This is a genomic window from Nocardioides glacieisoli (genome assembly GCF_004137245.1).
Taxonomy (GTDB): Bacteria; Actinomycetota; Actinomycetes; order Propionibacteriales; family Nocardioidaceae; genus Nocardioides; species Nocardioides glacieisoli.
Genome location: NZ_SDWS01000001.1, coordinates 162,485 through 181,984 on the forward strand (window position 1 = coordinate 162,485; position 19,500 = coordinate 181,984).

18 protein-coding genes are annotated in these 19,500 nt (G+C 70.6%); 16 read left to right on the top strand and 2 right to left on the bottom strand.

Annotated elements, in window-relative coordinates; all coding sequences use genetic code 11:
• Positions 1-20: 20 nt before the first annotated feature.
• From ilvD to EUA06_RS00810, 5 genes are read left to right on the top strand one after another with little or no spacing between them, the layout of a single operon-like run.
• Entirely contained in the window at positions 21-1,712 is a 1,692-nt protein-coding gene (ilvD, locus tag EUA06_RS00790) for a dihydroxy-acid dehydratase (RefSeq protein ID WP_129473107.1), read from the top strand.
• A 31-nt stretch (positions 1,713-1,743) separates the two neighbouring features.
• Positions 1,744-2,964 carry a kynureninase gene (gene kynU / locus EUA06_RS00795; protein WP_129473108.1) on the top strand — a complete coding sequence of 407 codons (1,221 nt, stop codon included), beginning with the start codon at positions 1,744-1,746 and terminating at the stop codon, positions 2,962-2,964.
• Entirely contained in the window at positions 2,961-3,710 is a 750-nt protein-coding gene (locus EUA06_RS00800) for a GNAT family N-acetyltransferase (protein WP_129473109.1), read from the top strand. Before kynU ends, EUA06_RS00800 begins: the two co-directional genes overlap by 4 nt.
• A 2-nt stretch (positions 3,711-3,712) precedes the next feature.
• Positions 3,713-4,129, top strand: coding sequence for a VOC family protein (locus EUA06_RS00805; RefSeq protein ID WP_129473110.1), 417 nt, complete (start codon positions 3,713-3,715; stop codon positions 4,127-4,129).
• Positions 4,126-4,578 (top strand): deoxycytidylate deaminase, encoded by a 453-nt coding sequence (locus EUA06_RS00810; protein ID WP_129473111.1) that lies wholly within the window; start codon positions 4,126-4,128, stop codon positions 4,576-4,578. The genes EUA06_RS00805 and EUA06_RS00810 overlap by 4 nt, the downstream gene beginning before the upstream one ends.
• On the opposite strand, the gene EUA06_RS00815 is transcribed toward EUA06_RS00810, so the two are convergent.
• A complete protein-coding gene (locus EUA06_RS00815) occupies positions 4,579-5,031 on the bottom strand; it encodes a DUF6973 domain-containing protein (RefSeq protein ID WP_129473112.1) in 453 nt (150 codons plus the stop codon). It abuts the gene before it with no gap.
• A gap of 84 nt (positions 5,032-5,115) precedes the next feature.
• Between EUA06_RS00815 and EUA06_RS00820 the strand changes: the two genes are divergently transcribed.
• From EUA06_RS00820 to EUA06_RS00860, 9 genes are all read left to right on the top strand, one after another.
• Complete coding sequence (locus EUA06_RS00820; RefSeq protein ID WP_129473113.1) at positions 5,116-5,811, top strand: 4a-hydroxytetrahydrobiopterin dehydratase; 696 nt, start codon at positions 5,116-5,118, stop codon at positions 5,809-5,811.
• A 4-nt stretch (positions 5,812-5,815) separates the two neighbouring features.
• Entirely contained in the window at positions 5,816-6,493 is a 678-nt protein-coding gene (locus tag EUA06_RS00825) for a VOC family protein (protein WP_207208153.1), read from the top strand.
• A gap of 236 nt (positions 6,494-6,729) precedes the next feature.
• The gene (locus EUA06_RS00830) at positions 6,730-8,466 is read left to right on the top strand and encodes an acetolactate synthase large subunit (protein WP_129473114.1); all 1,737 of its coding nucleotides are present in this window, start codon (positions 6,730-6,732) and stop codon (positions 8,464-8,466) included.
• Positions 8,466-9,011, top strand: a complete 546-nt coding sequence (gene ilvN / locus EUA06_RS00835) for an acetolactate synthase small subunit (protein WP_129473115.1) — start codon at positions 8,466-8,468, stop codon at positions 9,009-9,011. Before EUA06_RS00830 ends, ilvN begins: the two co-directional genes overlap by 1 nt.
• Positions 9,012-9,042: 31 nt before the next feature.
• Entirely contained in the window at positions 9,043-10,071 is a 1,029-nt protein-coding gene (gene ilvC / locus EUA06_RS00840) for a ketol-acid reductoisomerase (protein ID WP_277985646.1), read from the top strand.
• Positions 10,072-10,108: 37 nt separating this feature from the next.
• On the top strand, positions 10,109-10,900 hold the full coding sequence (locus EUA06_RS00845) for a methyltransferase domain-containing protein (protein WP_129473116.1): 792 nt from the start codon (positions 10,109-10,111) through the stop codon (positions 10,898-10,900).
• Positions 10,901-10,984: 84 nt separating this feature from the next.
• The gene (locus EUA06_RS00850) at positions 10,985-12,160 is read left to right on the top strand and encodes a hypothetical protein (protein WP_129473117.1); all 1,176 of its coding nucleotides are present in this window, start codon (positions 10,985-10,987) and stop codon (positions 12,158-12,160) included.
• 72 nt (positions 12,161-12,232) lie between these two features.
• Positions 12,233-13,711, top strand: coding sequence for a purine-cytosine permease family protein (locus tag EUA06_RS00855; RefSeq protein WP_129473118.1), 1,479 nt, complete (start codon positions 12,233-12,235; stop codon positions 13,709-13,711).
• A 23-nt stretch (positions 13,712-13,734) separates the two neighbouring features.
• Positions 13,735-14,442: a DsbA family oxidoreductase gene (locus EUA06_RS00860; protein ID WP_129473119.1), complete on the top strand. Its 708-nt coding sequence runs from the start codon at positions 13,735-13,737 to the stop codon at positions 14,440-14,442.
• Between the two features lie 10 nt (positions 14,443-14,452).
• On the opposite strand, the gene EUA06_RS00865 is transcribed toward EUA06_RS00860, so the two are convergent.
• A complete protein-coding gene (locus tag EUA06_RS00865) occupies positions 14,453-15,028 on the bottom strand; it encodes a YdeI/OmpD-associated family protein (protein ID WP_129473120.1) in 576 nt (191 codons plus the stop codon).
• Positions 15,029-15,171: 143 nt separating this feature from the next.
• Here EUA06_RS00865 and serA point away from each other — a divergent pair, with 143 nt between their 5' ends.
• Both serA and EUA06_RS00875 read left to right on the top strand, forming a co-directional pair.
• Positions 15,172-16,779: a phosphoglycerate dehydrogenase gene (gene serA, locus EUA06_RS00870; RefSeq protein ID WP_129473121.1), complete on the top strand. Its 1,608-nt coding sequence runs from the start codon at positions 15,172-15,174 to the stop codon at positions 16,777-16,779.
• 181 nt (positions 16,780-16,960) lie between these two features.
• A complete protein-coding gene (locus EUA06_RS00875) occupies positions 16,961-19,498 on the top strand; it encodes an immune inhibitor A domain-containing protein (RefSeq protein WP_129473122.1) in 2,538 nt (845 codons plus the stop codon).
• Positions 19,499-19,500 lie beyond the last annotated feature (2 nt).

Here is a 19,500-nt window from a genome sequence, read left to right on the forward strand (position 1 = left end):
GTGCCGACTAGCCTGACGCCATGAGCCACGCAGCTGACGCACCCGACATCAAGCCCCGGAGCCGCGCCGTCACCGACGGCCTCGAGGCGACCGCCGCGCGGGGGATGTTGCGGGCGGTCGGCATGGGCGACGACGACTGGGAGAAGCCGCAGATCGGCGTCGCGTCCAGCTGGAACGAGATCACGCCCTGCAACCTGAGCCTCGACCGGCTGGCGAAGGCCGTGAAGAACGGCGTGCACGCGGCGGGTGGGTACCCACTGGAGTTCGGCACGATCTCGGTCTCCGACGGGATCTCGATGGGCCACGAGGGGATGCACTTCTCCCTCGTCAGCCGTGAGGTCATCGCTGACTCCGTGGAGACCGTGATGATGGCCGAGCGGCTCGACGGCTCGGTGCTGCTCGCCGGCTGCGACAAGTCCCTGCCCGGCATGCTGATGGCCGCCGCGCGCCTCGACCTGGCGAGCGTGTTCCTCTACGCCGGCACGATCATGCCCGGCCAGGTCGACGGCAAGGACGTCACGATCATCGACGCCTTCGAAGCGGTCGGTGCCTGCCTCGCCGGCAAGATGACGCGCGAGAAGGTCGACGAGATCGAGCGCGCGATCTGCCCGGGCGAGGGCGCGTGCGGAGGGGCGTACACCGCCAACACGATGGCCAGCGTCGCCGAGGCGCTGGGGATGTCGCTGCCGGGCAGCTCGTCCCCGCCGGCCGTGGACCGCCGCCGCGACGGGTTCGCCCACAAGTCCGGCGAGGCCGTCGTCAACATGCTGCGCGAGGGCATCACCGCCCGCCAGATCATGACCAAGCCCGCCTTCGAGAACGCGATCACCATGGCGATGGCGCTCGGTGGCTCGACGAACGCCGTCCTCCACCTCCTCGCGATCGCCCGCGAGGCCGAGGTCGACCTGACGCTCGACGACTTCACCCGCATCGGACGCAACGTGCCGCACCTCGCGGACATGAAGCCGTTCGGCCGGTTCGTGTGGACGGACTTCGACCGCGTCGGTGGCATCCCGGTCCTGCTGCGGGCGCTGCTCGACGCCGGCCACCTCCACGGTGACGTCCTCACCTGCACCGGCAAGACGATGGCGGAGAACCTCGCCGAGCTCGACCCCAAGCCGCTCGACGGCGAGATCCTGCGCCAGCTCGACCGGCCGATCCATGCCACCGGCGGCCTGACGATCCTCAAGGGCTCGCTGGCCCCGGACGGCGCCGTGGTGAAGAGCGCCGGCTTCGACGACTCGACCTTCACCGGCACCGCCCGCGTCTTCGACGGCGAGCGCAAGGCGCTCGACGCGCTGACCGAGGGTGCCATCAAGGCCGGCGACGTCGTCGTCATCCGCTACGAGGGCCCCAAGGGTGGCCCGGGCATGCGCGAGATGCTCGCCATCACCGGGGCGATCAAGGGCGCCGGGCTCGGCAAGGACGTCCTGCTCATCACCGACGGGAGGTTCTCCGGCGGGACGACCGGATTGTGCGTCGGGCACATCGCCCCCGAGGCGAGCGACGGCGGCCCCATCGCGTTCCTGCAGGACGGTGACCGGATCACCCTCGACGTCGCGAACATGACCCTCGACGTCCACGTCGAGGAGGACGAGCTCGCCAGGCGCGCCGAGGGATGGGAGCCGCTGCCGCCGAAGTACACCCGCGGCGTGCTCGGCAAGTACCGCAAGGTCGTCCACTCGGCGGCCGACGGAGCGGTCTGCTACTGAGGGCACGAGGCAGGCTCGGTAGGTTGCTGGGGTGAGCACCGCATCCCCCCGCTCGTCGGCCGAGCTCGACGCCGCCGACCCCCTCGCCCCGCTGCGCGACCGCTTCGTCGGAGCCGAGTCCGACCTCGTCTACTTCGACGGCAACTCGCTCGGCCGCCCGGTCGCCGACGTCGCCGACCGCCTCACCACATTCGTCCAGGAGGAGTGGGGTGGCCGGCTCATCCGCGGCTGGGACGAGCGCTGGATGGACCTGCCCACGACCCTCGGTGACGACCTCGGCCGGATCGCGCTCGGGGCCGCCGCCGGCCAGACCGCGATCGGCGACTCGACCACCGTCTGGCTCTACAAGCTGATGCGCGCCGCGGTCGACCACGCCGTACGCACGGACCCCGCGCGCACCGAGATCGTCATCGACACCGACAACTTCCCCACCGACCGCTACGTCGCCGAGGGCATCGCCGCCGAGCGCGGGTTGACCCTGCGCTGGATCGAGGTCGACACCTCCGCCGGCGTCACGGCCGACCAGGTCCGCGAGGCGGTCAGCGAGCGCACCGCGCTCGTCGTGGTCAACCACGTGGCCTACCGCTCGGCCTGGCTCGCCGACGCCCCCGAGCTCACCCGGATCGTCCACGAGGCCGGGGCGCTGGTGCTCTGGGACCTCTGCCACTCCGCCGGCGTCGTCCCGACCGCCCTCGACGCGTGGGACGTCGACCTCGCCGTCGGCTGCACCTACAAATACCTCAACGGCGGCCCCGGCTCGCCCGCCTTCGGCTACGTCAACGCCCGCCTGCAGGGTGAGCTCACCCAGCCGATCCAGGGCTGGATGGGCCACGCCGACCCGTTCCTCATGGGCCCCGGCTACACGCCCGCCCCCGGCATCCGCCGCTTCATCTCCGGCACCCCGCCGATCCTCGGCATGGTCGCGATGCAGAGCATGCTCGAGCTCGTCGACGAGGCCGGCATCGAGGCGATCCGCGAGAAGTCCGTCGCGCTGACGTCATACGCCGTCGAGCTCGCCGAGGCGACGCTGCCCGAGGTCACTCTCGCGTCGCCGCGCGACCCCGCGCAGCGCGGCGGCCACATCACGCTCCACCACGACCGCATGCGCGAGGTCACCGCCGCGCTGTGGCAGCGCGACGTGATCCCCGACTACCGCGACCCGGGCGGCCTCCGGATCGGGCTCTCGCCGCTGAGCACGTCGTTCGACGAGGTCGAGCGCGGCATCGCGGCCGTCGCAGAGGCGCTGCGATGAGCCGGCCCGTGGGCGTGCAGCTGTCGGCCACGCGGACCAGGTCCACCAACGACCACGGCCAACCTCTCGGCCGCCCCGTCGACTGGACCCCGGCCACCGCCCCCGCGCGGGACGTGGTGATCGCGGGAGCCGGCGTCCGCCTGGAGCCGATCGGGCCCCAGCACGTCGACGACCTGTACAGCGCGGTGTGCCGGACGGACGACGACCCGATCTGGACCTACCTGTTCTGGGAGCGACCGCGCGACCGCGAGGCGATGGCGCAGCACGTCGCCGACCGCATGGCCGACCCCACACAGGTGACGTTCGCGATCGTCCCGGTCGAGACGGGTCGCGCGGCCGGCTTCTGCTCGCTGATGCGGATCGACCCCACCATGGGCTCGATCGAGGTTGGCGGGATCGCCTTCGGCCGCCAGCTCCAGCGCAGCCGCGCGGCCACCGAGACGATGGCGCTGCTGATGCGTCACGCCTTCGACGACCTGGGCTACCGCCGCTACGAGTGGAAGTGCGACAGCCTCAACGCCCCGTCGCGCCGCGCCGCGCTCCGGCTCGGCTTCATCTGGGAGGGCCGCTTCCGCAACGCGCTCGTCTACAAGGGCCGCAACCGCGACACCGACTGGTTCTCGATCACCGACCTCGAGTGGCCCCGCGTCCGCGCGGCCCTCGACGCCTGGCTCGACGACGACAACTTCGACGACATGGGCCGCCAGCGCGTGCGCCTCGCCGCGCGACCGCCCGAGAAGGACTGAGCATGGACCAGCGCGTCAGCTTCATCACCCTCGTCGTCACCGACCTCGAGGTCTCCCGGAAGTTCTATGTCGACGGCCTCGGGTGGGAGCCCGAGCTCCACGAGGCGGGGGAGGTGCTCATGTTCCGCGTGGCCGAGAAGGTCGTGCTCAGCCTCTGGGCCGAGTCGTTCTTCGTCGAGGAGGTCGGCCACCAGCCGGCGCGCGGCGGCGTACCCCCGATCACCCTCGCCCACAACCTCTCCACCAAGCGGGGTGTCGACACCGTCCTCGAGCAGGCGGCCGTCGCCGGTGCCACTGAGATCGGCGAGCCCGTCGAGCGCGAGTGGGGCGGCTACACCGGTTACTTCGCCGACCCCGACGGCTTCCGCTGGGAAGTCGCCTACAACCCGGGTGAGATCGGGCAGTCTGTGCTCCCGTGAGCGAGACCATCACAGTTGCGGGGTCCGTGCCCGGCTGGGACGACTACTTCCTCGGCATCGCGACCGCCGTCGCCGCCCGCGCCAAGTGCACGCGCCGCCGCGTCGGTGCCGTCCTGACGATCGACCACCGGATCATCGCGACCGGCTACAACGGCGCCGCGCCCGGCGAGGACGACTGCCTGATGGGGGCCTGCCCGCGCGGTCGGTTGTCGTACGACGACGTGCCCGGGCTCGGCGACTACGACCGGCCGGGCACGGCCGGGTTCTGCATCGCCATCCACGCTGAGGTCAACGCGCTGCTCTTCGCGACGCGCGACACCAAGGGCGCGACGGCCTACATCACCGACCCGCCCTGCCCGGGCTGCCGCAAGGCGCTGGCCGCCGCCGGAGTGGTGCGCGCGGTCTGGCCCGACGGGGAGCACGACCGCGTCGGCCTCACTTCCTGGTAGTCAGTGCGGCCTGACCCACACCAGCTCGTCGGACTCCCACTTCTCCAGCGCCACCGGCACCAGCACAGTCATCGCGGCCGAGGCCGATCCGGCGGTCAGGTCGTCGACGTGCTCGGCACCGTAGGCCTGGCCGACGGCGTTGTTGCGCTGGTCGACGCTCGAGTCGCGGTGGCTCGGCGTCCCGGCCTCCTGGGCCGCGGCGATGGCCTGCGCGACGTCCGCGCCGAACCGCGCAGTCAGCACGGCCTGCCACATGAAGTGGCGCATCGCGTTGCTGCGACCGGGCACGCCGCGACCGTTCGCGGCGGCCGCCTGCAGCGCGGCCTGCGAGACCTGCAGCACCTCGAAGGCGCCCGACGGCCCCAGGCCGGCCTTCAGCGCAGCCGCGTAGAGGCGCGGGACGACGGTCGCCGAGTGGATCGCAGACGCGACAGAAGTGCCGGGGAATCCCATGGACACAGGGTGTCAGACTCGGTCCATGGTCTCGACGATCCGTAGGGGGTGGTCGCTGTCGGTGGCCCGTGGCAGGGTCGCAGGATGAGCGATGCGACCTCCGACCCGAAGGCACGTCTCACCCACGACCAGATCCTCGACGCCGGGATCGACGACTGGCGCAAGGTCCTCAACCGGCTCCGGGCCCGCTTCCGCACGGGCGACTTCGCCACCGGCGTCGCCCTGGTCGACAGGATCGGTGCAGCCGCCGACGAGGCGAATCACCACCCCGACGTCTCGCTGACCTATCCCGAGGTGGTCGTGACCCTCAGCAGCCACGACGTCGGCGGGATCACCAGCCGCGACATCGACCTCGCGCGCCGGATCAGCGGCTTCGCTGCCGAGCTCGGTGCCGCGGCGGACACCTCCGGGCTCACCGAGCTCGAGCCGGCGGTCGACACGTCGGACGGCACCCGGCTCGGCCCGTTCTACTCCGCCCTGCTGGGCGCCGAGATGCAGGACGGCGGTCCCGTCGACCCCAGCGGGCAGGTGCCCGGCCTGTGGTTCCAGGAGCCGCCGGGGCCCGACGACGAGCGGGGGGCGGAGCTGCCGGAGCAGGACGTCGAGCAGCGCTGGCACTTCGACGTCTGGGTGCCGCACGACGAGGGAGAGCGTCGGCTGAAGGCGGTTCTCGACGCCGGCGGCACGCTCGTCAGCGACGCCGAGGCCCCGTCCTACTGGGTGGTCGCCGACGCCGACGGCAACCGGTCGTGCATCTGCACCCCGCTCGACCGCGGGTGAGCCGGTGACCGACGACTCCGCAGCGCTCACCTTCACGGCGGTCCAGGCCGAGATCGATCGCGGGGAGGGCCTCGCCGACCGGCGGATGATGTTCCAGACCCTGGAGACGAGGTACGCCACCGGCAGCTTCGCGACCGGGCTGGAGCTGGCGGTCCGGATCGGCGGGGTCGCCGCCGAGCTCGACCACCACCCGGAGCTCGACCTGCGGTTCGCGACGCTCCACGTGCGGCTGATCAGCAGGGACGTCTTCGGCGTCACGCGGCGTGACCTCGACCTCGCCCGGCGGATCGGCACGATCGCCGACGATCTCGGTGTCACCGCCGACCCGGACGTCGTCGAGATCGTCGAGCTGGCCCTCGACACGCCCGACCACGCCGAGATCAAGCCGTTCTGGCGCGCGGTGCTGGGCTACGAGGACCATCCGCTCCACGACCGCGAGGTGCGCGACCTGGAGGGGATCGGCCCCGCGCTGTGGTTCCAGCAGACCGACCCCCACGAGGAGCCACGGCAGCGCTTCCACCTCGATGTCCGCGTGCCGCCCGAGGTGGCGGGGCCGCGGATCCGGGCCGCCCTCGCCGCCGGTGGAACGCTGGTCAGCGACGAGCGCGCCCCGACGTTCGTGGTGCTGGCAGACCCGCAGGGCAACAAGGTGTGCGTCACCACCGGGCTCGGGCGGGACTGACGCTGCGCTTGACCTGCCACATTCCGAGACTCGCGTTCCACATCGTGGGACGACTGGCACACTGGCTTGACGCCGGACCGGCCCGGCGACGACGGTTGTCGCATGCGCACCGACATTCTTGTACGCACGCGACGCGTGAGCTGAGGTCCCCGGACCCGCTGCACACGCGTCACCCCTCGTCGCCCACCGGGCCGAGGGGTTTTTTGTTGCCGTACACCGAACCAGGAAGAAGATCCATGAGCGAGCAGGTCACCGGAGCCCAGAGCCTCGTGACGTCCCTCGAGGCGGCCGGCGTCACCGACATCTTCGGCATCCCGGGCGGGGCCATCCTCCCGGCGTACGACCCGCTCATGGACTCCACCCGGATCCGGCACATCCTCGTGCGCCACGAGCAGGGTGCCGGGCACGCCGCCCAGGGGTACGCCGCCGCCACCGGCAAGGTCGGCGTCTGCATGGCCACCTCTGGCCCGGGCGCGACCAACCTCGTCACGCCGCTCGCCGACGCCCACATGGACTCGGTGCCGATGGTGGCCGTGACCGGCCAGGTCAGCGCGGCGATGATCGGGACGGACGCCTTCCAGGAGGCCGACATCCGCGGCATCACGATGCCGATCACCAAGCACAACTTCCTCGTCACCGACCCCCGCGACATCCCGCACACGATCGCCGAGGCCTTCCACATCGCCTCGACCGGCCGGCCCGGCCCGGTGCTGGTCGACGTCGCCAAGTCGGCGCTCCAGGCGATGACGACGTTCGCCTGGCCGAGCGAGCTGCACCTGCCCGGCTACCGTCCCGTCACCACGCCGCACGCGAAGCAGATCAAGGAGGCGGTGCGGCTGATCAAGGAGGCCCGCCGCCCGGTGCTCTACGTCGGCGGCGGGGTCATCCGGGCCCGCGCGTCCCGCGAGCTCGCCCGGCTCGCTGCGCTGACCGGCATCCCGGTCGTCACCACGCTGATGGCCCGCGGCGCGTTCCCCGACAGCAACCCGCAGCACCTCGGGATGCCGGGGATGCACGGCACGGTCGCCGCCGTCGCCGGACTGCAGAAGAGCGACCTGATCATCAGCCTGGGCGCCCGCTTCGACGACCGCGTCACGGGCAACCTCGACTCCTTCGCCCCCAACGCCCTGGTCATCCACGCCGACATCGACCCGGCCGAGATCGGCAAGAACCGGCACGCCGACGTGCCGATCGTGGGGGACTGCAAGGAGGTCATCACGCAGCTCGTCGCGCTGCTGGAGGCCGAGGGCGCCGACGGTGACTACGAGGCCTGGGTCGCCTTCCTCGCCGGGCTCAAGCAGAGCTACCCGCTGGGCTACGACACGCCTGCGGACGGCTCGCTCGCCCCGCAGTACGTCATCGAGCGGCTCGGCGCGATCGCCGGTCCCGAGGCGATCTACGCCTCCGGAGTCGGCCAGCACCAGATGTGGGCGGCCCACTACGTCGGCTACGAGAACCCCAACACGTGGATCAACTCCGGCGGCCTCGGCACGATGGGCTACGCCGTGCCGGCCGCGATGGGCGCGAAGGTCGGGATGCCCGACAGCACCGTGTGGGCGATCGACGGCGACGGCTGCTTCCAGATGACCAACCAGGAGCTCGCCACCTGCGCGATCAACGACATCCCCATCAAGGTCGCGATCATCAACAACGAGTCGCTCGGCATGGTCCGGCAGTGGCAGACGCTCTTCTACAACGAGCGCTACTCCAACACCGACCTGCACTCCAAGCGGATCCCCGACTTCGTCAAGCTCGCCGACGCCTACGGCTGCGTGGGCCTGGCCTGCGAGTCGCCCGACGAGGTCGACGCCACGATCGAGAAGGCGATGGCGATCGACGACCAGCCGGTGGTGGTGGACTTCCGCGTGCACCGCGACGCGATGGTGTGGCCGATGGTGGCCGCCGGCACCAGCAACGACGAGATCAAGTACGCGCGCGACCTGGCGCCCCAGTTCGACGAGGACGACATCTGATGACAAGGCACACCCTGTCCGTGCTCGTCGAGAACAAGCCCGGCGTCCTCGCCCGGATCGCCGGCCTGTTCTCCCGTCGCGGTTTCAACATCGACAGCCTCGCCGTCGGCCCGACCGAGCACCCCGAGGTCTCCCGGATGACCATCGTGGTCAACGTCGAGGAGTCGCCGCTCGAGCAGGTGACCAAGCAGCTCAACAAGCTGGTCGAGGTCATCAAGATCGTCGAGCTCGATGGATCGGGCTCGGTCAACCGCGAGCTCCTGCTCGTCAAGGTCCGCGCCGACGCCTCCACGCGAGGCGCCGTGCTCGACGCCGTCCAGCTGTTCCGCGCCAAGGTCGTCGACGTCTCGCCGGAGGCCGTCACAGTCCAGGCCGTCGGCAACGCCGACAAGCTCGCCGACCTGCTCAAGGTCCTCGAGCCCTTCGGCATCCGCGAGCTCGTGCAGTCGGGCATGGTCGCGATCGGTCGCGGCTCGCGCTCGATCAGCGAGCGCCCGCAGCGCCCCGTCGCCGTACCAGCGCCCCTTTCAGCAATCGCCAACTGACCCCAGAGAAACAACCGAAGGAGAGCCCCCAGTGGCTGAGATGTTCTACGACGACGACGCCGACCTGAGCCTGATCCAGGGCAAGAACGTCGCGGTGATCGGCTACGGCAGCCAGGGGCACGCCCACGCGCTGTCCCTGCGCGACAGCGGCGTCGACGTCCGGATCGGCCTGCAGCCGGGCTCGAAGAGCCGCGACAAGGCCGAGGCCGAGGGCCTCAAGGTCCTCACCCCCCGCGAGGCCGCGGAGGAGTCGGACCTGATCGTGATCCTCGCCCCCGACCAGCACCAGCGGAAGCTCTACGCCGAGGAGATCGAGCCCGCGCTCACGCCCGGCGACACCCTCGTCTTCGGCCACGGCTTCAACATCCGCTTCGGCTACATCACCCCGCCCGAGGGCGTCGACGTCTTCATGGTCGCGCCCAAGGGCCCCGGCCACCTCGTGCGTCGTGAGTACGTCGACGGGCGCGGCGTGCCCGTCCTCGTGGCCGTCGAGAAGGACGAGTCCGGCACGACCTGGGACCTCGCGCTGTCCTACGCCAAGGCGATCGGCGGTCTCCGCGCCGGCGGCATCAAGACCACGTTCACCGAGGAGACCGAGACCGACCTGTTCGGCGAGCAGGCCGTGCTCTGCGGCGGTGCGTCGCAGCTCGTGCAGTACGGCTTCGAGGTCCTCACCGAGGCCGGCTACCAGCCCGAGGTCGCCTACTTCGAGTGCCTCCACGAGCTCAAGCTGATCGTCGACCTGATGTACGAGGGCGGCATCGCCAAGCAGCGCTGGTCGGTCTCCGACACCGCCGAGTTCGGCGACTACGTCTCCGGCCCGCGGGTGATCACGCCCGACGTGAAGAAGAACATGGAGGACGTGCTCGCCGACATCAAGAACGGCGCGTTCGCCGAGCGCTTCATCACCGACATGGACAACGGCTCCCCGGAGTTCACCGAGTTCCGCAAGAAGGGTGAGTCCCACCCGATCGAGCAGACCGGCCGCGAGCTCCGCAAGCTGATGGCCTGGGTGAAGTCGCACGACTCCGACTACACCGAGGGCAGCTCCGCCCGCTGACGCGGACGCAGCAGCCACCGACGGCCTCGGCGCACCCGTGAACACCTACACCCACGGGCACGCCGAGGCCGTGCTGCGTTCGCACCGCTGGCGCACGGCCGCGAACTCGGCGGCGTACCTCCTGCCCCACCTCCAGGACGGGCAACGCCTCCTCGACGTGGGGTCCGGACCCGGGACGATCACCGCGGACCTGGCCCGACGCGTGGCGGAGGTCGTCGCCGTCGAGGTGACGGAGGAGGCGGCCGACCTGACCCGCGCCGAGCTCGAGCGGCAGGGGATCACCCACGCGACGGTCGTCGTCGGCGACGTGCACGCGCTCGACCTCGCCGACGACTCCTTCGACGTCGTCCACGCGCACCAGGTGCTGCAGCACGTCGCCGACCCGGTCGGCGCGCTGCGCGAGATGCTGCGCGTGACGCGCCCCGGGGGCCTCGTCGCCGCGCGCGACAGCGACTACGGCCACTTCTCGTGGCACCCCGCCCCGGCGGGCCTCGACCGCTGGCTCGAGCTGTACGACGCCGCAGCGCGCGCTAACGGCGGCGAGCCGCACGCCGGGCGGATGCTCCTCGCATGGGCGCACGCCGCCGGTGCCACCGACGTCGTGGCGGGCTCCTCGACGTGGTGCTTCGCCGACGCGGAGGACCGCGCGTGGTGGGGGAGCCTGTGGGCGGACCGGCTCACCTCGACCGCGCTGGCGCGCCAGCTGGTCGACGAGGGCCGGGCGACGCCCGACGAACTGCATGACATCGCAGCTGCGTGGCGCGGCTGGGCCGCGCACCCGGACGGCTGGTTCTCCGTGCTCCACGGAGAGGTGCTCGTCCGGGCCTGATCGTCTCGAGCCCCTCCGGGGGAGCACGTCGGCCAGTCGCTGTTCGCCTGACCGGCGTCCGGCCGGGGTGGCACGATGCGCCCCATGCCGGTCCTGTCAGTCGTCTACCCCTGGCCGGCAGTGATGTGGGCCGACCGGCCCACTGACGACGATCCTGTTGCCGACGTCGCGATCCGTGCACTCCGCTCGGTGGCCGCGCTCTACAGCGAGGCGCTCGTCGAGGTGGCGATCCCGCACCGCACCCAGGAGCTCCGGCTGTTCACGGTCCACCATCCCGACCGCGAGGACGTCGAGGGTGCCGCGAACGTCGACCCGCTCTCGGAGGGCTGGGAGACCGGTTTCGTCATGGTCCCGACGGCGTTTGTCGACCACACGCCCCGAGCGCGCGCGGAGGTCCTGCTCGCGGCGGTGCACGGAATCGTCAGCAGGCTCGGACTCGCCCGAGGGTGGGACGCCTCGCACCTCGAGCGCTGCCGCCGGCACGTCGTGGACCGTGCCTACGAGTACCGCTGGTCGTCGCCGCCCAAGCGCTCACCGGACCGTCGTCACGCGGCGCGGGTGGATTTCCGGCTGACGTCCGACGGCTACGGACGGGCGCGCCTCGTCGTCGTGCGCACCGAGGACGGTGTCGAGGTCGCCGCCACCGGGGAGGCGCTCGCCTACTGCACGCGAGAAGGTTTCGTCCGTGCTGCGAAGTCGCTGAGGTGGCACGGCAAGGACCACGTCTCGCTGGTGCCGTACGACGCCGTGCCGGCCGTCCGCGGCGGCGAGCTGACGCTGACCAGACCCGGTGACGCGTGGAGCGGCACGGCGGTCGACCACTTGAGCGTCCGGCCCGTGCCCGACGGCGACCCCGGCCTGCCCGCGCTGGAGGTGTCCGTCGTGGGCCGCGGCGCAACGGCCGACGAGGACCCTCCCCGCATCGACTTCGTCGGTGGCGGACCGATCCAGACCCCGGCCATCAGCCAGTTCCACGACGTGTTCCGCGAGGAGATGGCCCTGCTCCAGTCACCCGCGGGGCAGTCGTGGTGGGCCGGCTCCGGCCTGCAGCGGCTCGACGTGCAGGTCGGCTACCAGGCCGCACGCACGGGCGTGCGCGGACGCGTCACCGGGTCGAGGCTCGGGATCTTCGTCGACGTGTCCGACGACTCGCTCGTTGAGGGTGACCACGAGTCCCTCGCGCGGGAGCTCGCCGACACGGTCGTGGATCTCGCCCGACGTCGTACGGGACTCGGACCCCACCCGGAGCTGGACCGGTGACACGGCGCCGCGGTTGAGCCCACCACCCCACCGGTGCTGGCACGCGGCCCGCCGGTGCGCGACCATTCAGTCATGAGCACCACCACCACGGGCCTCGGGCTGGAACGAACCCGGCGCCTCGGAGTCGAGACCACGGGCATCGAGATCATCGAGGAGTCCGAGCGCACCGCTCGGCCGCAGGACCTGTTCTGGCCGTGGTTCGCCGCCAACGTGTCGGTGTTCGGACTGAGCTATGCCTCGTTCGTCCTCTACTTCGGCATCTCGTTCTGGCAGGGCGTGCTGGTCTCCGTCATTGGGATCGTCGTGTCGTTCCTGCTGTGCGGCGTCATCGCGATCGCCGGCAAGCGGGGCTCGGCGCCGACGATGATCCTCAGCCGCGCGGCGTTCGGGGTGAACGGCCAGAAGGTGCCGGGCGTGATCTCGTGGCTGGTCTCGATCGGCTGGGAGACGTTCCTCGCGATCCTCGCCGTGCTCGCCACCTCGACGATCTTCACGCGTCTCGGGTGGGGTGGCGGCGACGGCACCAAGGTGGTCGCGGCGGTCGTCGTCGCGGCGCTGATCGTCTCCGCGAGCGTGGCCGGCTACCACATCATCATGCGGATGCAGTCCGTGCTGACCTGGATCACCGGGATCGTCACGGTGCTCTACATGGCGCTCACGATTGACGACATCAACTGGTCGGCAGTGCAGGACATCCCGGCCGGCTCGACCCAGGCAGTCATCGGCGCGCTCGTGATGGTGATGACCGGGTTCGGCCTCGGCTGGATCAACATCGCCGCCGACTGGTCCCGCTACCAGAAGCGCACCGCGTCCGGCCCGTCGATCGTCGCCTGGAACACCTTCGGCGGCGCGCTCGCCCCCGTCGTGCTCGTGCTCTTCGGCCTCGCGCTCGCCGGCTCGTCGACGGAGATCCTCGACGGGGTGGCGGGCGACCCGATCGGCACGCTGGCCACCCTGCTCCCGACCTGGTTCCTCGTGCCGTTCCTGCTGGCCGCGATCCTCTCGCTCGTGAGTGGCGCGGTGCTCGGCATCTACTCCTCGGGGCTCACCCTGCTCTCGCTCGGGGTCAAGCTGAAGCGCCCCCAGGCGGCCGCGGTGGACGGCGTCCTCCTGACGCTCGGCACGTTCTACGTCGTGTTCGTGGCTCAGGACTTCGCCGGACCGTTCCAGAGCTTCCTGATCACGCTCGGCGTCCCGCTCGCCGCTTGGGCCGGCGTCATGATCGCCGACCTGGCGCTGCGCAAGCGCGACTACGACGACGAGGCCCTCTTCGACCCGGCGGGCCGCTACGGCTCCTTCGACTGGGCAGCCATCGGCACCATGGTGGTCGCCTCGCTCGTCGGCTGGGGACTCGTGATCAACACCTTCTCCGACGACGCCTCGTGGAACAACTGGCAGGGCTACCTCCTCGGCCCGCTCGGCCTCGGCGGTCGCGACGGGGCGTGGGCGTTCGCCAACCTCGGTGTGCTCTTCGCCCTCCTCATCGGCCTCGTCGGCGGCTACCTCCTGCGGCGCTCCACGGTGCAGCGCCAGGAGTCCGGAACAGCCTGACCCCTCGCGGTGTTGGGACCGTCGTGAAGATCGAGATCTGGTCCGACGTCGTCTGTCCCTGGTGCTACATCGGCAAGCGCCGCATCGAGGACGCGCTGGCCGAGTTCGGCCACGCCGACGAGGTGGAGGTGCACTGGCGCTCCTACGAGCTCGACCCCGGAGCGCCCACCGAGCCGACGCAGAGCACGTCGGTGATGCTGGCGAAGAAGTACGGCCAGTCACCCGAGGGCGCGAAGCAGATGCAGGATCGCGTCGAGGCCGTCGCCGCGGAGGAGGGCCTCGTCTACCGGCTCTCCGAGACGCTCCACCTCAACACCGTCGACGCGCACCGGCTGATCCACCTCGCCCACGCCGAGGGCGGCACCGACCTCCAGGGCCGCGTGAAGGAGGCGCTGCTCGAGGCGTACTTCACCCGGGCCCGCAACGTCGCCGACCACGCCGTGCTGCGCGAGGTCGCGATCGACGCCGGCCTCGACGGCGTACGCGTCGACGAGGTGCTCGCGTCCCGCGAGTTCGAGGCCGAGATGCGTGCCGACGTCGAGCAGGCGCAGGCCTACGGCGCCACCGGCGTCCCCTTCTTCGTGATCGACGAGAAGTACGGCGTCTCCGGCGCGCAGCCCACGGAGGTCTTCACCCAGGTGCTGGAGCGGGCCTGGTCGGAGTCGCGCCCTGCACTCGCGATGGTCGACGCCGACGGCGAGGCCTGCGGCCCCGACGGCTGCGCCATCTGACGCAGCGGACCTAGGGCTGCGACTTCGTGCCGGTCGCGGCCTTCTCGGCGGTCGTCTCGACACGTACGGCCCGGGTCTCGGGCCGCTTGGCCAGCACGATCCACGTGAGGATCAGCTTCCGGGCCGACGCCGACCACGACTCCCAGTGCGCGCGCGACCCGGGATGGCGGTCGAACGCAGCGGCGAGGTCGTCAGGCACGACGAGGTCCTCGACGTCGTCCATCAGGGTCCACATGCCGGTCTCCTTGGCCTGCGCGATCGCCGCGGCACCGGCGACCTCCATCAGGCCGGCCTCCTCGAGGCGGGCGACGCGACCCTTGTTGATCCGGGTCCACATGCTGCCCGCGCGTCGGGGCGCGAACCACTGCATCGACCGGAGGTCGTCGACGGGCTTCACCGTCGAGTCGACCCAGCCGTAGCGCAGCGCCTCGAGCACCGCCTCCTCGTAGGAGAAGGGTCGCTCAACTGCCTTGCGCGGCGAGACCAGCCACACGCCCGTGGGCTGCTCGTGGTGCTCGTGGAGCCAGTCGCTCCACCCCTCGATCGTGCCCGGCTCGAGCCGCTCCGCCTCGTCCATCGCGCCCATGGCCTCAGGCTAGGGCCCGCCCCCGACACCCGCCTCCCGCTACCTGGGACGGGTTCGAAGCCGTACGGACCCGCGGGTAGGGTGGGTCGGGCACAGCGTCGTGCAGTCCCGGACCACCCTTGAGCTTTCGCGAGGACCCCGCTGTGAACGCACCGCTTGACACACACGTACGGCCAGTCGTACTCATCGCCGAAGAGCTGAGCCCCGCCACGATCGAGGCGCTCGGACCCGACTTCGAGATCCGCCACTGCGACGGCGCCGACCGCGCCGCGCTGCTCCCGGCGATCGCCGACGTGGACGCGATCCTGGTCCGCTCCGCGACCAAGGTGGACGCCGAGGCGCTCGCCGCCGCGCAGCGGCTCAAGGTCGTCGCCCGCGCCGGGGTCGGCCTCGACAACGTCGACGTCAAGGCCGCGACCCAGGCCGGCGTCATGGTCGTGAACGCACCGACCTCCAACATCGTCAGCGCCGCCGAGCTCGCCGTCGCGCTCATGCTCGCGGCCGCCCGCCACATCAGCCCCGCCCACGCGGCGCTGCGCAACGGGGAGTGGAAGCGCTCGAAGTACACCGGCATCGAGCTCTACGAGAAGACCGTCGGCATCGTCGGCCTCGGCCGCATCGGCGTCCTCGTGGCCCAGCGGCTGAGCGCGTTCGGCATGAAGGTCATCGCCTACGACCCCTACGTCCAGGCCGGCCGCGCCGCGCAGATGGGCGTGCGCCTCGTCGACCTCGACACGCTGCTCGAGGAGTCCGACTTCATGAGCGTCCACCTGCCCAAGACCGCCGAGACGGTGGGCCTGATCGGCGCCGACCAGCTCGCCGCCGCCAAGCAGAGCCTGGTCCTCGTCAACGCCGCCCGCGGCGGCATCGTCGACGAGGCCGCCCTCTTCGACGCGCTCAAGACCGGGCAGATCGCCGCAGCCGGCCTCGACGTGTTCGCCAGCGAGCCGTGCACCGACAGCCCGCTCTTCGAGCTCGACAACGTCGTCGCCACGCCCCACCTCGGCGCCTCGACCGACGAGGCGCAGGAGAAGGCCGGCATCGCCGTCGCGCGCTCGGTGCGCCTCGCGCTCAGCGGCGAGCTCGTGCCCGACGCGGTCAACGTGCAGGGCGGCGTCATCGCGGAGGACGTACGTCCCGGCATCCCGCTCACCGAGAAGCTCGGCCGCGTCTTCACCGCGCTCGCCGGCGAGGTCGCCCAGCAGCTCGACGTCGAGGTGCGTGGCGAGATCACGGAGTACGACGTCAAGGTGCTCGAGCTGGCCGCGCTGAAGGGCGTCTTCGCCGACGTCGTGGAGGAGCAGGTGTCCTATGTCAACGCGCCGCTGCTCGCGGCCGAGCGCGGCACCGAGGTGCGCCTGGTCACCGACGCCGAGAGTCCTGACCACCGCAACCTGATCACCCTGCGCGGCACGCTCGCCGACGGCACCCAGGTCTCGGTGAGCGGCACCCTCGTGGGCCTGGCGCAGAAGGAGCGGCTCGTCGAGGTCAACGGCTTCGACGTCGACATCGAGCCAACGACGCACCTCGCCTTCATCACCTACGAGGACCGGCCGGGCATGGTCGGCACGGTCGGCGGGATCCTCGGCGACGCCGCGGTCAACATCGCCGGCATGCAGGTCTCGCGCCAGGACATGGGCGGCGCAGCGCTGGTCGCGCTGAGCGTGGACTCGGCGATCCCGGCCGAGACGCTTGCACAGATCGAGGCGGCCATGGCGGCCGTGTCGGTGCGGGCGGTCGACCTGTCCTGACCTCCACCCGGGCGGAGGTAAAGGAATCACGTTTCGGTAACGACCGGGCAAAAACCCGGCGTCGGTCTTCCTTGTGACCCGGTTCACGACGCACGGTACGGGTCGGATCTCCGCATCGGGCGGAGGTCGTCAGATCAGGGATGTCCCGGGCGACGATCTCGACCAGGCTGTCCCTGCCTGCATGGAGGGACACACCCCGTTGAGAAATCTCTCTCGCCACAACAGGCGGGCGGCCGCCATCGTCGCGTCCGCCGGCCTCGTTGCCGCCGGGCTCCTCGTGAGCTCGCCCACCAGCGCCAACCCCGGGGTCACCGCCCCCGAGGACGCGCCCTCGGCCGACCGCCCGCAAGGCGGCCACGAGCCGAAGCACCCGCTCAAGATCAAGGAGAAGCGCGACGCCCAGAAGGCGGCCGCGCTCGAGCGCATCGCCGCGGGCAAGGCACCCTTCAAGGCCTCGGCCAAGGGCGCGAACCAGGAGGTGCCCCTCGAGCTCGAGGGCACCGACAAGATCTTCGTGGTGCTCGCCGAGTTCGGCGACACGCGCTACGAAGGGGCCGGCAGCGACGAGTGCGGCCCCGGCTGCTTCACGGACACGCCTCCGTTCACGCTCCCCAACCCCAAGCCGACGACGTTCGACGGCCCCCTGCACAACGAGATCCCGAAGCCGGACCGCGCGACGGACAACTCGACGATCTGGCAGCCGAACTTCGACCGGGCGCACTACGAGGACATGTACTTCAACCGGATGAAGGAGTACTACGAGACCCAGTCCTCGGGTCGCTACTCCATCGACGGTGACGTCACCGAGTGGGTGAAGGTCCCCTACAACCAGGCGCTCTACGGTCGCGGCTTCTGCGGCAACCCGCCCGGCGCCGCGGTGACCACCTGTGCGTCGACCAAGGCCCTCGTCCGTGACGCGATGGCCGTCTGGGTGGACAACCAGCTCAAGTCCGGCCAGACGATGCCCGAGATCGTGGAGTACCTCAAGACGTTCGACGTCCAGGACCGCTACGACAGCAACGGCAACGGCAACTACAACGAGCCCGACGGCTTCATCGACCACTTCCAGATCGTCCACGCGGGCGGCGACGAGGCGGCCGGCGACCCGATCTACGGCTCGGACGCCATCTGGAGCCACCGCTGGTACTCCAACCTTCAGAAGGACGGCCCCGGCGGCCTCACGGGCGTCAACATCGGCTCCAACGGTGGCGCGTACGGCCTCGGTGAGACCGCGGCCAACCCGGTGCCCAACAACCCGACCGGCATCTGGGTCGGTGACTACACGATCCAGCCCGAGAACGGCGGCCTCGGCGTCTTCGCCCACGAGTACGCCCACGACCTGGGCCTGCCCGACCTCTACGACACCTCCGGCAACACCGGTGGCGCGGAGAACAGCACCGCCTTCTGGACCCTGATGTCGTCCGGCTCCAACATCGGCGACGGTGGCGACACCATCGGCGACGCGCCGACCGACATGGGTGCGTGGGAGCTGTTCCAGCTCGGCTGGCTCGACGCCCAGGGCGACCAGGGCCCCTTCTACGAGGTCGTCCGACCCGGTGAGAAGTCGACGGTCCGCCTCGGCAAGAACGTCCCCGCGACCAACAAGGCCAAGCAGGCGATCATCGCCACGCTCCCCGACAAGGAGGTCCCGCTCGAGCTCGGCGCTCCGGCTCCGGACGGTGGGACGAAGTACTTCTGGTCGGACCAGGGTGACAACCTCAACAACACGATGACCAAGACGGGCATCACCGGCACCGACCTGACGGCCAGTGTCAGGTACGACATCGAGGAGGACTGGGACTACGCGTTCCTCGAGGCCTCCACCGATGGCGGAACGACGTGGACGCCGGTGACCACCAACCTGTCCGACACCTCCGGTGACCAGAGCGGTTTCAACACGAGCCTTACCGGCATCACCGGGACCACGGCCACGTGGTCCAGCCTCACGGCGACGCTCCCGGCGGGCACCAACGCGGTCCGTTTCCGCTACCAGACCGATGGGGCGTTCGTGCTGAGCGGCTTCCAGGTCGACAACATCAACGTCGGTGGCACCGTGATCGGCACCGCGGAGAACGAGAACGAGGGCTGGACCTTCGACGGGTTCCGCACCACGACGGGCTCCGAGATCCAGGAGTTCTTCAACGCCTACATCGCCGAGAACCGTCAGTACGACGGCTACGACACCTCGCTGGCGTCGGCGTACAACTTCTCGTTCCCCGTCACCAAGCCGGACCTGGTGGAGACCTACCCCTACCAGAACGGCATGCTGATCAACTACTGGGACTCCTCGCAGGCCGACAACAACGTGGGTGACCACCCGGGCGAGGGCCTCATCCTCCCCGTGGACGCCAACCCGCAGTTCGGCCACTGGTCGGACAAGACCTTGCTGCGTCCGCGGATCCTGTCCTACGACTCGACGTTCTCGCTCGAGCGGACTGACGCGATCACGCTGAAGCGTGAGGTGGACATCAACAAGGACGGCAAGATCACCGGCGCGGAGCTGGAGTCCGCCAGCATCGCGAGCAAGCCGGCGAACCCGTTGTTCGACGACACCAGGACCTACTGGTTCAACTCGGACGAGCACGGCGCCACGGGCTCGCACCCGGGTCGCTACCAGCCCGGCTGGTACAGCGTGGACGTGCCGAAGACGGGCACCACGCTCCGGGTGACCGCCAATACCGGTGACGCGCTGGTCGTCAAGGTGGGTCCGAAGAAGTAGCA